12 protein-coding genes are annotated in these 14,484 nt (G+C 63.0%); 4 read left to right on the top strand and 8 right to left on the bottom strand.

Going from position 1 to position 14,484, the window contains the following annotated elements; genetic code table 11:
- Positions 1-28 precede the first annotated feature (28 nt).
- Positions 29-3,529, bottom strand: a complete 3,501-nt coding sequence (gene mfd / locus NKH89_RS01690) for a transcription-repair coupling factor (protein ID WP_352908350.1) — start codon at positions 3,527-3,529, stop codon at positions 29-31.
- A 13-nt stretch (positions 3,530-3,542) separates the two neighbouring features.
- A complete protein-coding gene (locus tag NKH89_RS01685; RefSeq protein WP_023720093.1) occupies positions 3,543-3,830 on the bottom strand; it encodes a succinate dehydrogenase assembly factor 2 in 288 nt (95 codons plus the stop codon).
- 91 nt (positions 3,831-3,921) lie between these two features.
- Here NKH89_RS01685 and recG point away from each other — a divergent pair, with 91 nt between their 5' ends.
- A complete protein-coding gene (recG, locus tag NKH89_RS01680) occupies positions 3,922-6,030 on the top strand; it encodes an ATP-dependent DNA helicase RecG (RefSeq protein ID WP_352547358.1) in 2,109 nt (702 codons plus the stop codon).
- Here recG and NKH89_RS01675 read toward each other — a convergent pair.
- Together NKH89_RS01675 and glmS are read right to left on the bottom strand one after the other, a co-directional pair.
- Positions 5,982-6,734 carry a DUF502 domain-containing protein gene (locus tag NKH89_RS01675; protein ID WP_031194320.1) on the bottom strand — a complete coding sequence of 251 codons (753 nt, stop codon included), beginning with the start codon at positions 6,732-6,734 and terminating at the stop codon, positions 5,982-5,984. The genes recG and NKH89_RS01675 overlap by 49 nt on opposite strands.
- Before the next feature lie 80 nt (positions 6,735-6,814).
- Positions 6,815-8,638: a glutamine--fructose-6-phosphate transaminase (isomerizing) gene (glmS, locus tag NKH89_RS01670; RefSeq protein WP_023720095.1), complete on the bottom strand. Its 1,824-nt coding sequence runs from the start codon at positions 8,636-8,638 to the stop codon at positions 6,815-6,817.
- Positions 8,639-8,864: 226 nt separating this feature from the next.
- On the opposite strand from glmS, the gene NKH89_RS01665 reads away from it, so the two are divergent.
- Positions 8,865-9,218: a hypothetical protein gene (locus NKH89_RS01665; protein WP_031194321.1), complete on the top strand. Its 354-nt coding sequence runs from the start codon at positions 8,865-8,867 to the stop codon at positions 9,216-9,218.
- 1 nt (position 9,219) lies between these two features.
- Here the strand turns inward: NKH89_RS01665 and glmU are convergent, their stop codons facing one another.
- Complete coding sequence (gene glmU, locus NKH89_RS01660; protein WP_352482206.1) at positions 9,220-10,581, bottom strand: bifunctional UDP-N-acetylglucosamine diphosphorylase/glucosamine-1-phosphate N-acetyltransferase GlmU; 1,362 nt, start codon at positions 10,579-10,581, stop codon at positions 9,220-9,222.
- Positions 10,582-10,711: 130 nt separating this feature from the next.
- Positions 10,712-11,659, bottom strand: coding sequence for an AraC family transcriptional regulator (locus NKH89_RS01655; protein WP_352482204.1), 948 nt, complete (start codon positions 11,657-11,659; stop codon positions 10,712-10,714).
- A 129-nt stretch (positions 11,660-11,788) separates the two neighbouring features.
- On the opposite strand from NKH89_RS01655, the gene NKH89_RS01650 reads away from it, so the two are divergent.
- Complete coding sequence (locus tag NKH89_RS01650) at positions 11,789-12,682, top strand: SDR family oxidoreductase (protein ID WP_023720099.1); 894 nt, start codon at positions 11,789-11,791, stop codon at positions 12,680-12,682.
- A gap of 66 nt (positions 12,683-12,748) precedes the next feature.
- On the opposite strand, the gene NKH89_RS01645 is transcribed toward NKH89_RS01650, so the two are convergent.
- The gene (locus tag NKH89_RS01645) at positions 12,749-13,495 is read right to left on the bottom strand and encodes a cytochrome c biogenesis CcdA family protein (RefSeq protein WP_023720100.1); all 747 of its coding nucleotides are present in this window, start codon (positions 13,493-13,495) and stop codon (positions 12,749-12,751) included.
- Positions 13,496-13,692: 197 nt separating this feature from the next.
- On the opposite strand from NKH89_RS01645, the gene NKH89_RS01640 reads away from it, so the two are divergent.
- The gene (locus NKH89_RS01640) at positions 13,693-14,070 is read left to right on the top strand and encodes a COG4315 family predicted lipoprotein (RefSeq protein ID WP_352482202.1); all 378 of its coding nucleotides are present in this window, start codon (positions 13,693-13,695) and stop codon (positions 14,068-14,070) included.
- Between the two features lie 142 nt (positions 14,071-14,212).
- On the opposite strand, the gene NKH89_RS01635 is transcribed toward NKH89_RS01640, so the two are convergent.
- Positions 14,213-14,440: a hypothetical protein gene (locus NKH89_RS01635; RefSeq protein WP_023720101.1), complete on the bottom strand. Its 228-nt coding sequence runs from the start codon at positions 14,438-14,440 to the stop codon at positions 14,213-14,215.
- Positions 14,441-14,484 lie beyond the last annotated feature (44 nt).

Here is a 14,484-nt window from a genome sequence, read left to right as displayed (position 1 = left end):
CTGTGCCCAGAGCACCAGCGACACCCTGCTACGCCGCCGCCTTCTCCACCAGCCGTGCCAACTGCGTCATGACAACCGCCGAGCCTGCCAGCCGCTTTTCGGGGGTCGGCCAGTCGCGGCTGAAGACGACGCTCTGGTCGGGCCGGATCTTGGCCAGCGAGCCCTGTTCGCCGATGAGCTTGACCAGCCCGACCGGATTGGGGAATTCCCGCTTGCGGAAATGGATGACGACGCCTTTCGGCCCGGCGTCGAGCTTCTCGACGTTGGCCTTGCGGCAAAGCGCCTTGATGAAGACGATCTTCAACAGATGTTTTACCTCTTCCGGCAGCGTCCCGAACCGGTCGATCAGCTCGGCGCCGAAAGCATCGATCTCTTCCGTATTTTCGAGATCGCCAAGACGGCGATAGAGCGCCAGCCTGAGCTGCAGATCCGGGACATAGCTTTCCGGGATCATCACCGCTGTGCCGACGGCGATCTGCGGCGACCAGCCGCCGTCCTGCACCTCGCCGGAATCCTTCACTTCGGCCACCGCCTCTTCCAGCATCTGCTGGTAGAGTTCAAAACCAACCTCCTTGATGTGGCCCGACTGCTCTTCGCCGAGCAGATTGCCGGCGCCGCGAATATCCAGGTCGTGGCTGGCCAGCTGGAAACCGGCGCCCAGCGTATCGAGCGACTGCAGCACTTTCAGCCGACGCTCGGCGGTGTCAGTGAGCTTGCGGTTGGCGGGCAGCGTGAACAGCGCGTAGGCGCGCACCTTCGAACGGCCGACACGGCCGCGCAGCTGATAGAGCTGCGACAGTCCGAACATATCGGCGCGGTGCACGATCAGCGTGTTGGCGGTCGGGATATCGAGGCCGGATTCGACGATGGTGGTCGACAAAAGCACATCGTACTGACCATCATAAAAAGCATTCATGATGTCGTCGAGTTCACCGGGCGGCATCTGGCCATGCGCCACCGCCACTTTCAGCTCAGGCACGGATTCGCGCAGAAAATCACGGATTTCCGCCAGATCGCTGATGCGTGGCACGACATAGAAGGAATGGCCGCCACGGTAGCGCTCGCGCAGCAACGTTTCGCGGATGACCAGCGGATCGAAGGGCGAGATGAAGGTGCGCACTGCCATGCGGTCGACCGGCGGCGTAGCGATCAGCGACAGCTCGCGCACGCCGGTCAAGGCAAGCTGCAACGTTCGCGGGATCGGCGTCGCCGACAAAGTCAGGACGTGGACGTCGGTCTTCAGGTCTTTCAGCCGTTCCTTGTGCTTGACGCCGAAATGCTGCTCCTCGTCGATGATCAGCAGGCCGAGATTCTTGAACGAGATCGAGGAGCCGAGCAGCGCGTGCGTGCCGACGACAATGTCAACCTGACCTTCGGCGATGCCCTTCTTGGCCTCGGCCAGTTCCTTGGCGCCGACCAGCCGCGAGGCCTGGGCGACACGGATCGGCAGGCCCGAGAAGCGCTGCGAGAAGGTCTTGAAATGCTGGCGCGACAACAATGTCGTCGGCACCACCACCGCCACCTGAACGCCTTCCATCGCCGCGATGAAGGCGGCGCGAAGTGCAACTTCGGTCTTGCCGAAGCCGACATCGCCGCAGATCAGCCGGTCCATCGGCTTTCCGGCGCCTAGATCATCCATGACCGAATCGATCGCCGTCTGCTGGTCATCGGTCTCCTCATAGGGAAAACGCGCTGCAAACTCGCCATAGAGGCCTTCCGCCGGCACCAGCGCCGGTGCGGCCCGCATCTGCCGCTCGGCGGCGATGCGGATCAGCTGCCCGGCCATGTCGAGCAGGCGCTTCTTCAGCCGCGCCTTGCGCGATTGCCAGGCGCCGCCGCCAAGCTTGTCGAGCGTCGCCTCGGCCGAATCCGAGCCATAGCGCGACAGCAGCTCGATGTTTTCCACAGGCAGGAACAGCCGATCATCGCCGGCATAGTGGATTTCGAGGCAATCGTGAGGCGCACCAACCGCCTCGATGGTACGCAACCCGATGAAACGGCCAATGCCATGATCGGAATGGACGACAATATCGCCCGAGGACAACGCCGAAGCCTCGGCGATGAAGTCGGACGCGCGCTTCTTGCGCTTCGAGCGTCGGATCAGCCGGTCGCCGAGAATGTCCTGCTCGGCGACAACGACCAGTTTCTCCGTCTCGAAGCCGGATTCGAGCGGTAGCACGGCCAGTCCCGCCTGCCCCGGCTCAAGCCTTTCGGCTTCGGCAAGCGTCGCCACCGGCTTCAGATTGCCAAGATGATGCTCGGCCAGGATCTGACCAAGCCGGTCGAGCGAACCCTCGGTCCAGCCGGCGACGATGACGCGGCGGCGTGCAGCGCGCTCGTCGGAAATGTGTTTTACGACGACGTCGAAAACGTTGGCGCTAGGGTCGGCGCGTTCCTCGACGAAGCTGCGGCCGTGGCGCGAGCGGGCATGGAACACCTTTTTCGCACCGGCATCGGGCGCATCGAACGACGTGAAGTCTATTGCTTCGCGCGGGCCAAGCGAGGCAATCAGGTTCTCTGGCGACAGATAGAGCAGATCCGGCGGCACCGGCTTGTAGGGCACCGCGTCCTTCAAGGCGCCGTCGGCCTGCTTCTTGCGCGCTTCGTAGTGGTCGAGGATCAGAGTGTGGCGCTCGGCCAGTGCCTCATGCGCCAGATGGTCGAAAACCACAGGCGCGTCGGGTAGATAGTCGAAGACGGTTTCCAGCCGCTCATAGAAGAACGGCAGCCAGTGCTCCATGCCGGCAAACCGCCTGCCCTCGCTGACCGCCGCATAGAGCCCATCGTCGCGCGAGGGTGCGCCAAAGGCTTCGATATAGGCACGGCGGAAGCGGCTGATGGTTTCCGGCGTCAGCGCCACCTCGCTCATCGCCTGCAACGCCATCGACTTGCGCTGGCCGGTGGTTCTCTGTGTTGCGGTGTCGAAGACGCGGATCGATTCCAGCGTATCGCCGAAGAAATCGAGGCGCAGCGCCTCCGCCCATCCGGGCGCGAAGAGATCGAGGATGCCGCCCCGCACTGCAAATTCGCCGATGCCGCGCACCGTCGGTACCCGCTCGAAGCCGGAAGTCTCCAGCCGCGACACCAGTACGTTCATGTCGATCTGGTTACCGGGCTTGGCGTGAAAGGTCTGCGCCTCGACGAGTTCCGCCGGCGGAATGCGCTGAAGCAACGCATTCGCGGTGGTGAGAATGACGGCGCGGTGCGGCCTCTTCGCCAGCGCAATCATTGCTGCCAGCGCATCGAGCCGCCTTGCGGCGGCATCGGCGCCGGGCGAGACGCGGTCGTAAGGCAGGCAATCCCAGGCCGGCAGTTCCAGCACCGGCAGGCCCGGCGCGGCAAAGGCAAGCGCCCCGACGATCGCCGGCAGACGCTGGCCGTCGCGTGCCACGAAAAGCACCGGCTTGTCAGGGGCGATCTCGTGCGCAGCCTGCACCAGCGCAAAGGCTTCGTAGCCGTCGGCGACGCCATCGACAATGAACTGGCCGGCGCGGCCTTTCGGCAGACCGATCGTAGGGATAAGGCTCATGGCTACACGTTGTTCAGAAGGTCATGTCCCGGCGCGAAGCCAGGATTTTTTGCAGGACGGCACAATCTATATCCGTCGGAACCGGGCGCTCGCCGGTGACGATAGGCAGGAATTCGGTGTCGGGAATGTCGAGAAGCCTCTCATATTGGTCGATTTCGTCGCCGGTCAAGGCGCCGATCTCGGCATCGGCGAAGCTGCCGAGTATCAGGTCCATCTCGCGCATGCCGCGGTGCCACGAACGAAACAGAAGCTTGCGGCGGCGGGTATCGAGCCCCTCGCTTGATCGAGTCGTTCCGGTCATCGTGCAACATCCTTGCCCAGGCGGCGCATATAGCGTGGATAGAAGGCGGTGTCAGCCTTGCGCTCCGGCCGGCGCAACATAAGCTGACATCATGCGTCCCTCCCTCCTCGATCCGCTGTTTGTCCCGATCACCTCGCTTGCCGGCGTCGGGTCGAAGGTTGGCGTATTGATCGAGAAAGTCGTGGCGGCGGATCTCGGCGACCGGGCAGCGCGCGCCGGCGACCTCTTGTTCGTGCTGCCGCATACTGTCATCGATCGCCGCAACCGGCCGGGCATCGCCGGTTCGGCCGAGGGCGCAATCGTCACGCTCGATGTGCGCATCGACCGCCACCAGCCGCCGCCGCGTGGCAACAGGTCGGTACCCTACCGGGTCTACGCCCATGACGACACTGGCGAGATCGCGCTGACCTTCTTCCATGCCCATGCCGCCTATCTCGAAAAAGCGATGCCCGTAGGCGAGCATGTCGTCGTCTCGGGCCGCATGGAATGGTTCAACGGCCGCCCGACCATGGTTCATCCCGACCATATCGCACTTGCCGGCGACGCAGAAAACCTCCCATTGGTCGAGCCGGTCTATCCGCTGACCGCCGGGCTCTCGGGCAAGGTGCTGCGCCGGGCGATTGGCCAAGCGCTGGCCCGCCTGCCGGTGCTGCCCGAATGGCAGGACGGCGAGTTCCGGCGCCGCCACGCCTTTCCTGCTTTCGGCGATGCGCTCACCCGGGTCCACAATCCTGCCGACCCGATCGACGTCTCCGTCGACGGCGCGGCGTGGCGGCGCCTTGCCTATGACGAGTTCTTGGCCGGCCAGGTATCGCTGGCGCTGGTCCGGGCCAAGGTCCGCCGATTATCGGGCCGGCCACTCGTTGGCGACGGCCGCATAGTCGAACAATTGCGCGCGGCACTCCCTTATTCGCTGACCATGTCGCAGGAAATGGCGCTTGCCGAAATCAACGCCGATCTCGGCGACCCCGAACGCATGCTGCGCCTTTTGCAGGGCGATGTCGGCTCCGGCAAGACGGTGGTCGCGCTGCTTGCCATGGCGCGTGCCGTCGAGGCCGGCGGCCAGGCGGCATTGATGGCGCCGACCGAAATCCTGGCGCGCCAGCATCTGGCAACGATTGCGCCGTTGGCGGAACGGTCCGGCTTGCGCGTCGCCATCCTCACCGGCCGCGAAAACGGCCGCGAGCGCGCCGACACGCTGACCGGGCTGGCCAATGGCGACATCGACATCGTCGTCGGCACCCATGCGCTGTTCCAGCAAACGGTGACGTTCCATGACCTCGTGTTCGCCGTCGTCGACGAGCAGCACCGTTTCGGCGTCCACCAGCGCCTTGCCATCACTGCCAAGGGCGATGCGCCCGACATGCTGGTGATGACGGCAACGCCGATACCGCGGACGCTGGTGCTGACTGCCTTCGGCGACATGGACGTGTCGAAGCTGACGGAAAAGCCGGCCGGCCGCCAGCCGATCCGCACCGTCACCTTGCCGCTTGAACGGCTCGACGAGCTGATCGGCCGCATGCTCGACGCTGTCGCCGATGGCCAGAAAATCTACTGGATCTGTCCGCTGGTTGAGGAATCCGAGGAGATCAAGCTGATGTCGGCCGAGGACCGTTTTGCCTCGCTGAAGCCGCTGTTCGGTGATCGGATTGGCCTGGTGCATGGCCGCATGAAGGGCGCCGACAAGGACGAGGCGATGCGCGCCTTCAAGCAGGGTGAAACGCGCATCCTGATCGCCACCACGGTGATCGAGGTCGGCGTCGATGTGCCTGACGCAACAATCATGGTCATCGAGCATGCCGAGCGTTTTGGCCTTGCCCAGTTGCACCAATTGCGCGGCCGGGTCGGGCGCGGCGACAAGCCGTCGTCCTGCGTGCTGCTCTACAAGGACCCGATTGGCGAGACGGCCAAACGCCGGCTGTCGGTGATGCGCGAGACCGAGGACGGCTTCCGCATCGCCGAAGAGGATCTGAAGCTGCGCGGCGAAGGCGAGTTGCTCGGCACCCGCCAATCCGGCACGCCGGGCTTCCAGGTGGCGCGCATCGAGGCGCATGCCGACCTGCTCGAGGCCGCCCGCGACGATGCGCGGCTGATCCTGTCGCGTGATCCGGAACTGCAGTCCGAACGCGGCACGGCGCTGCGCCTGCTGCTCTATCTATTCGGCCGCGACGAGGCCGTGCGGCTCCTGCGCGCCGGCTGAGGCATCGCGTCGAGCGGCGGATTGGCGAGCGCGCCGTGGATCTGCTCGCCGTTCACCGTCACCATTTTGACCGCCGGCGCCACCAGGCCGGCCGAAACGATCAGCTTGGCTCCGTCCTCGATCGTCATGTCGAGCAGCACGATGTCGGATTTCGGTACATACATCAGAAAGCCCGTAGTCGGGTTAGGCGTACACGGCATGAACACCGCAATCAGCGGATCGCCTTGCTGGTCGAGCTTCTGGTTGATCTCGGTTTCCTTCTCGCTGGCGACGAAGACCAGCGACCAGACCCCCTTGCGCGGATATTCGACCAACCCGACCTGGCGGAACATGTCGCCCTTGTTCGACAGCACGGTCTCGAAAATCTGCTTCAGCGAGCCGTAGATGCCGCGCACCAGCGGCATGCGGCCAAGCAGGCGCTCGCCGAAGTTGACGATGGCGCGACCGACGATATTGGCTGTCAGGAAACCGATAAAGGTGATGAGGATCAGGGCAACGATCAGCCCAAAACCCGGCACTGGAAACGGCAGGTAGGTGTCCGGATTGTAGCGTACCGGGATGTAGGGTTTCACCCAGGAATCGACCCAGCCGATAAGCGACCAGGCAATGTAGGCGGTGATCGCCAATGGCGCGCAAACGACGAAGCCGGTCAGGAAATAGTTTCTCAGCCGGGTCATGCCTGAGGTCTTGAGAGCATCCGACATGGTTCACCGCAGCGTGTGTTTGCAACGCGACACTACTGAACCCGAAGGCGCTTTGGAATTGCGAAGTTTTTAAACGAGACCTATTCCACCGTTACCGATTTCGCCAGGTTCCGAGGCTGGTCGACGTCCGTGCCCATGAACACGGCGGTGAAATAGGCGAGCATCTGGATCGGCAGCGCGTAGATGATCGGCGAGATGATTTCCGGCACGTCCGGCAAAACGATCGTCTCCATCGTCTTCACCGTAGCGTGTGCAGCGCCCTTGCTGTCGGTGATCAGGATGATCTTGCCGCCGCGCGCCGCCACCTCTTGCATGTTCGACACCGTCTTTTCGAAGATGCGGTCGTGCGGGGCGATGACGATGACAGGCATGTTCTCATCGATCAGTGCGATCGGCCCGTGCTTCAGCTCGCCGGCGGCATAGCCTTCGGCGTGGATATAGGAAATTTCCTTGAGCTTCAGCGCGCCTTCCATGGCCAGCGGAAAATTGGTGTCGCGGCCGAGGTAAAGTACATTCTTGTAGTGCGAGAGGTCGCGAGCGATCTTTTCGATCTGCCCATCGAGCTTCAGCACCTGGTTGGCGTAACGCGGCGCTTCGGATAGCGCGCGCACCAGTGTCTTCTCCTGCTCGGGCGAAATGGTTCCACGCGCCATACCAGCTCGCACCGCCAGCGAAGCCAGCACGGAGAGCTGGCAGGTGAACGCCTTGGTCGAGGCGACGCCGATCTCCGGGCCGGCCAGTGTCGGCAGGATGACGTCGGATTCGCGCGCCATGGTCGATTCGCGCACATTGACCACAACACCGATCTTCATGCCGGCCTTGCGGCAGTAGCGCAGCGACGCCAGTGTGTCCGCCGTCTCGCCCGATTGCGAGATAAAGAAGGCGGCATCGGTCTTCGACAGCGGCATCTCGCGGTAGCGGAACTCCGAGGCGACATCGATGTCGACCGGCAGCCGCGCATAGCGCTCGAACCAGTATTTGCTGATCAACCCGGCGAGATAAGCGGTGCCACAGGCCGAAATCGCCAGCCGGTCGATCTTGGCGAAATCGAATGGCAGGTCGAGCGGCTTCGAGACGCCACCGACGAAATCCACATAATGTGCCAGCGTGTGCGAGATCACTTCCGGCTGTTCGTGGATTTCCTTTTCCATGAAATGGCGCCGGTTGCCCTTGTCGACCATGAAGCTCGTGCTGAGCGACTGCTGGCGTTTGCGGTCGACCTTGTTGCCGTCCATGTCGAAGATGGCAACGTCGTTGCGGCGCACTACCGCCCAGTCGCCGTCTTCCAGATAGGTGATCGAGTTGGTGAACGGGGCAAGCGCGATGGCGTCGGAGCCCAGGAACATCTCGCCATCGCCATGTCCGACGGCCAGCGGCGGGCCATTGCGGGCGCCGACGATCAGATCCTCGTCGCCCTTAAACATGATGGCCAGCGCAAAGGCGCCTTCCAGCCGCTTCAGCGCCTGATGCGCGGCCTCGACCGGCTTCAGGCCCCTGGCCAGTTCGCGCGCCACCAGATGGGCGACGACCTCGGTGTCGGTCTGCGAGGAAAACGTATAGCCGTCGCGGATCAACTCATCGCGCAATTCGGCGAAATTCTCGATAATGCCGTTATGGACGATGGCGAGCCCGTCGGAAAAATGCGGATGCGCATTGGTCTCGTTCGGCACGCCATGCGTTGCCCAGCGCGTGTGGCCGATGCCGATCGTGCCACCGAGCGGTTCGTCCTTCAGCCGGCGCTCGAGATTGATCAGCTTGCCTTCGGCACGGCGACGGGCGAGATGGCCATGATCGATGGTCGCGACGCCGGCCGAATCATAGCCGCGATATTCGAGCCTTTTCAGCGCATCGACGATAAGCGGCGCGACCGGCGAGTTACCGACTATTCCAACGATACCGCACATGGCGCTTCCCCCGACTCTGACTTCAAACCCGGCACTATTTAGAGACTGCCTGGCTACCGCGAAAAATCACATTCCATTTCGTCCGGTATCAGCCGGACTATCCTGCACAGATGCACCATCACAGAGCGCTCTTGCAATCCGGTTACTGCAATTGCTCAGTTTCTCCGCTCATATATCCTATCTCGCCTCAAAGGCTCCTGAAATCAGTCAAAGACATGATGCGGCCATGAACGAACGAATTGACACGGTGACACTTTGGCGTCCGGTTGGGCCACGCGAACTGGAGTTGATCCAGAGTTCAGGGATGCGCGCCTTTCCTCCTCGACTTGCCGATCAGCCGATCTTCTATCCGGTAACGAGCGAGGCCTATGCCACCCAGATCGCCCGAGACTGGAATGTGCCCGCGAGCGGATCAGGTTTCGTGACCCGTTTCGAGGTGCGCCGCAGCTTTCTGGACCGTTACAGCGTCCAGCATGCCGGCAGCCGGGCACATCTGGAATACTGGATCCCGGCCGAAGACCTGTCCGCCTTCAACGATGCAATCGTTGGGGAAATCCAGCTTGTCGCTGAGTTCCGTTAGGCTATCCTTTTTTGTGGGCAGCCGCGGCCGAAGCGAACCGTTCGCGCAACTCCTTGCCCTTGCCGGGCAGAGTCCGCTGGCGGGCACGGCCGAAGGCCAGTGCATCGTCGGGCACGCTTTCGGTGATGACGCTGCCCGAGGCGATGTAGCCGCCCTTGCCGATCGACACCGGCGCCACCAGCGAGGAATTCGAGCCGATGAAGGCGCCCTCGCCGATATCGGTGAAGAATTTCGAATAACCGTCATAATTGCAGGTGATGGTGCCGGCGCCGATATTGGCGCCTGCGCCGATGCGGGCATCGCCGATATAGGTCAGGTGGTTGACCTTGGCGCCCTCCTCGACGATCGCTTGCTTTACCTCGCAGAAATTGCCGACCTTGGCTTTGTTTCTCAGATCGGCCCCGGGCCGCAGCCGCGCGAACGGCCCGACATCGCAATTCGACGCGATGGTTGCGCCTTCGATATGGCTGAAGGCATGGATCTTGGCGCCCGTGGCGATTTTCACGCCCGGCCCGAACCAGACATTGGGCTCGATGATCGTATCGGCGCCGATATCGGTGTCGTGCGAGAAGAACACGGTTTCTGGCGCAATCAGCGTCACGCCGGAAAGCATCGCTTCATGCCGCCGGCGCGCCTGCCAGATGCCTTCCGCCTGGGCAAGCTCGGCGCGGTTGTTGATGCCGAGGGCATTTTCGAAACTGGCTTCGATGGCGACGACATCAAGTCCTTGCGCAGCGGCGATCTCGACGATGTCGGTGAGATAATACTCGCCCTTGGCGTTCTTGCTGCCGACTTGATCGAGCAGCTTCAGCGCATGCCTGCCGGCGACCGCCATCAGCCCGCCATTGCAGAAGGTGATTTTCTTCTCCTCGTCCGAACAGTCCTTCTCCTCGCGGATGGCGACGAGCTTGCCGGCCTTTTCGATAAGCCGGCCGTAGCCCGAAGGATTTTCCGTACGGAAGCCGACCACGACGACAGCCGCACCTTCGGCCAGCTTCAGCCGCGCCGCCGCCAGTGCTTCCGGATCGATTAACGGCGTGTCGCCAAACATCACCAGGATGTCATCATAACCCCTTGATATCGCTGCCCGCGCGGCAAGCACGGCGTGCGCGGTGCCGAGGCGCTTTTCCTGAACAAAAGTCTCGACCTTCGGCGCGAACTTGAGTGCCGCCTTGCGCATCTCGTCGGCGCCATGGCCGATCACCAGCGCCAGATCACCGCTGCCGGCGGCTTCAGCCGCCTTGACGACGTGGGCAACCATCGGCAGGCCGGCGATTGTGTGCAGCACTTTCGGCACCGCACTCTTCATGCGCGTGCCTTCACCGGCAGCGAGGATGATGGACAGGCAGGATCTCTGGCTCATGGGGACAGCAACCGTTGAAAGGAGTCTGGAATCGAAGCGTTGGTAGCACCGGCGCCATGCTGCACCAATGCGGTTAAATTCCGGTGAGACGGTGGAACCTCCAACCCGCGAGACGCTCAAGCCGATCGGCTCAGGCGGCTTCCGCCTCGTTGCGTGATGCGAAGCCGGGGGCTCGGCCACGACCGTATTGCCGTGGCGAACAGTTCATGACCCGCTTGAAGGCTGTGCTGAAGGCGCTTTCGGATTCGTAACCGAGCGACAGCGCGATGACGGCGACGGGATCGCTGGAATTCGTCAGCCGGTCGCCGGCCAGCAGCATTCGCCAGCGCGTCAAATAGTCCATGGGCGATGCGCCGACCGTCTCCTTGAATCTAAGCGCAAAGGTCGATCGCGACATGCCGGCCCGTTCCGCCAGCTCCTGTAACGTCCAGCCATGCGCCGGATCGTCGTGCATGGCGCTGATCGCCGCGCCCATCTGTTTGTCCGCCAGGGCAAAGAGCCAGCCGATGCCACCTTTCAATCCTTCCGAAAGATGCAGCCGCAGCGCCTGAACCAGCATCATGTGGGCGAGGTGCCGGATCACCAGAAAGCCGCCCGGTTGTGGCTCGCGCAGCTCCTGCATCATCCGCTCCACCGACCAGCGCAGCGCAGACTGGTCCGACTCTTTGCGGATATGCACAATGGCTGGCAGCATCCGCAACAGGATGCCGGCATGATTGCCGCCAAGCGCGAAGCGGCTGCTGACCAGAAAGAAATCACCGCCGCCATTGTGGGTCACGACACCGCCGGCTCGCGCTGGCGGAAAAATCTTGACGGCTTCAACAGGCGCCAGGCCCATGTCGCTTGCAAGGCGGAAAGGCCGTCCGCTCGGCAGCAGGAAACAGTCCCCCGTCTCAAGGTGCACTGCGTCGGCAACGCCCTCCACCGAAAGCCAGCACCGGCCCGAGACCACCGCTCCCGTCTTGATGCTTTGCTGCTGGTCGGGGAACTGGATCGACCATTCACCACCTGCATCGAAGCCGGCCGACATATAGTTTCGCGGCTTCAGCAGCGAGAGCACATCTGAAAGGGGATCCATGGGTCATTCCGGACGATTGCGAAGATAATACGGACTTTACCGCATAGATCGTATTTTCTCAAGCGCCTATCACGACGCCACCGGGCCGCGAACATGGTCGTGGTCAGAAATGAACAAGGAGAAGTCGTGATGCGTGTTTTCCTTACCGGAGCGACCGGATTCGTCGGTTCTGCCGTCGTTCAAGAACTCATCGGTGCCGGCCATCAGGTGCTCGGCCTCGCCCGCTCGGAGGCGTCGGCCAAGTCGCTTGCCGCGACTGGAGCCGAGGTGCATCGAGGCGACCTCGAAGACCTGGAGAACCTGCGCAGGGGTGCGGCAGCCGCCGATGCGGTGATCCACACCGGGTTCAACCATGACTTTTCGAAGTTCGCGCAAAACTGCGAAATGGACCGGCGCGCCATCGAGGCGATGGGCGGTGCACTCGAAGGCTCCGAGCGCCCCCTGCTCGTCACCTCCGGAACCGCGCTCCAGGCGCGGGGCCGTATCGCGACGGAGGAAGATGCGCCTGTCCCCGCTTCCGCTTCGTATCCCCGCGCCTCCGAAGCGACAGCCGCCGCGCTGGCGGCACGCGGGGTGTGCGCGTCGGTTGTCCGCCTTCCGCCGTCGGTCCATGGCCAGGGCGACCACGCCTTTGTTCCGATCCTCATCGACCTTGCTCGCAAGAAGGGCGTGTCGGCCTATGTCGGCGAAGGGCTCAATCGCTGGCCCGCCGTGCATCGGTTCGATGCCGCCCGCATCTACCGGCTTGCGCTCGAGCATGGCGCCGGTGGCGGGCGCTATCACGCGATCGCCGAAGAAGGCGTGCCGTTCAAGGACATCGCTGGCGTGATCGGCCGGCGCCTGAACGTGCCGGTCGTCGCCAAGTCCGCCGAAGAGGCCGGCGATCATTTTGGCTGGTTCACGATGTTCGCGGCGATGGATGTCCCGACTTCAAGCGAGCGAACCCGCGCGCTGCTGGGCTGGGCGCCGAGCGGACCCGGGCTCATCGTCGATATCGACCAGCCAAGCTATTTCGGAGGCTGAACGGACCACGTAGCTGTGGTACCTTGTGCCGCAGTTACGGCCTCGCGCCTCGGCCGGGCGGCAAACCTATCCCAATTGCCCCAGCACCGGAAAATTCTCGAGCAACCAATAGGACGCCGCCTGCACGCCGCCGGTCAGGAAAAACACGCCGGCCACGACCAGCAGCGCGCCAATGGCTTTTTCGACGCGGCCGAGATGGACGCGGAATTTCCCGAGAAAGCGCATGAAGGCGCCGGAAAACAGCGCCGCGACCAGGAACGGTATGCCGAGGCCGAGCGAGTAGGCGGCAAGCAGCAGCGCGCCCTCGCCCACCGTCTCGCGGCCGCCGGCAAGCGTCAGGATCGGCCCCAGCACCGGGCCGATGCAGGGCGTCCAGCCAAAGGCAAAGGCCAAGCCCATGACGTAAGCGGCGATCAGGCTGGCCGGCTTGCCTTGTGACTGGAAGCGCGCCTCGCGTGAAAGCAAAGGGATGCGCAATACGCCGAGGAAATTCAGCCCCATCAGGATGATCAGCACTCCGGCCGCCATTGCCAGCGGCTCCTGCCAGACCCGTAGCAGATGGCCGATAGTGGAGGCGCCGGCGCCCAGCGCGACGAAGACGGTCGAGAAGCCGAGCACGAAGGCGATGGAGGAATTAACCAGCGCGCCTCGCGCGCCAGCCTTTGCCGCAATGCCGGCTTCGCCGCGGAAATCGTCGACCGACACGCCGGCCATGTAGCACAGATAGGGCGGTACCAACGGCAGCACGCAAGGTGACAGGAACGAAATCGCTCCCGCCCCGATCGCGCTGACATAGCCGACGTCCAATGCCATTTCCGTCTCCCGATGACTGCGCAGCCATATAGCCGCGACAACGGCCATCCGCCAATCACCATCGCGTGGCCCCAGCAAGTCGTCGCCCTCGCCTGGATCTATGGAAAACAGCCCGGGAAGAAAGGGCCGCCAGGCAGCGTTGATCAAACGAAGCGCGTTGTTCCGCGCGCTTTTTCGAATCATCCAAGGAGAAGTCCATGAAAACGATCGCAATCGGCATGGCCGCGCTTTTGCTCGGCACCGTCGTGTCCTACGCCGCCGAGGCGTGGAAGGAAGCAGAAGTCGGCGGCACCAAGATCTACACCGACGCCGGCGGCATGACGCTCTACACCTATGACAAGGACGAGGCCGGCAAGTCGAATTGCTACGACAAATGCGCCGCCAATTGGCCGCCACTGAAAGCTGACGCCAACGCCAAGGCCGAGGGCGAATGGACGATCGTCGACCGCACCGACGGCACCAGGATGTGGGCCTATGAAGGCAAGCCGCTCTACACGTTCATCAAGGACAAGAAGGCCGGCGATGTCACCGGCGAGGGCGTCGGCGGCGTCTGGCATATCGCCAAAGCCGACTGAGCCTTGAGCCTCTGACCCGCTGTAACAGGCGGTAATACGGCTGGTCGCCGGGACGTTGACCCAACCACCCCGGCGGCCAGCTTTTCAGCACAGCAATTCCGTGCGACTGTCTGAGCAAATGCCGGGCTGCATATTGCGCAGTTCACAGCGTCTGTTCAAGCAGGGCTGGCGCGTGCTCGATGTTTCTCTTATATCCGCGGGAGAGTTTGTCCCGTTCTCCAGGATCAATTGCCGGGTTTGTCCAGCGATAGGCTGCCCATTTCCCTTGTCCAGGATTGCGGAAATCGCAAGGCGCGCCGTTGGGTTGCGCATTCGGTGCAGGGCCGCATTTTGACTGCTTGGCCTTGACCGGATGCAAAAGCGCGGCCATGTGAGCGACACATTGAATGAGATTTCGTCGCGCGCAGCGGAATT

It is taken from the genome of Mesorhizobium sp. M0923 (assembly GCF_040319365.1).
In the GTDB taxonomy this organism is placed as follows: domain Bacteria; phylum Pseudomonadota; class Alphaproteobacteria; order Rhizobiales; family Rhizobiaceae; genus Mesorhizobium.
This window is presented reverse-complemented; position numbering and strand designations above follow the sequence as displayed.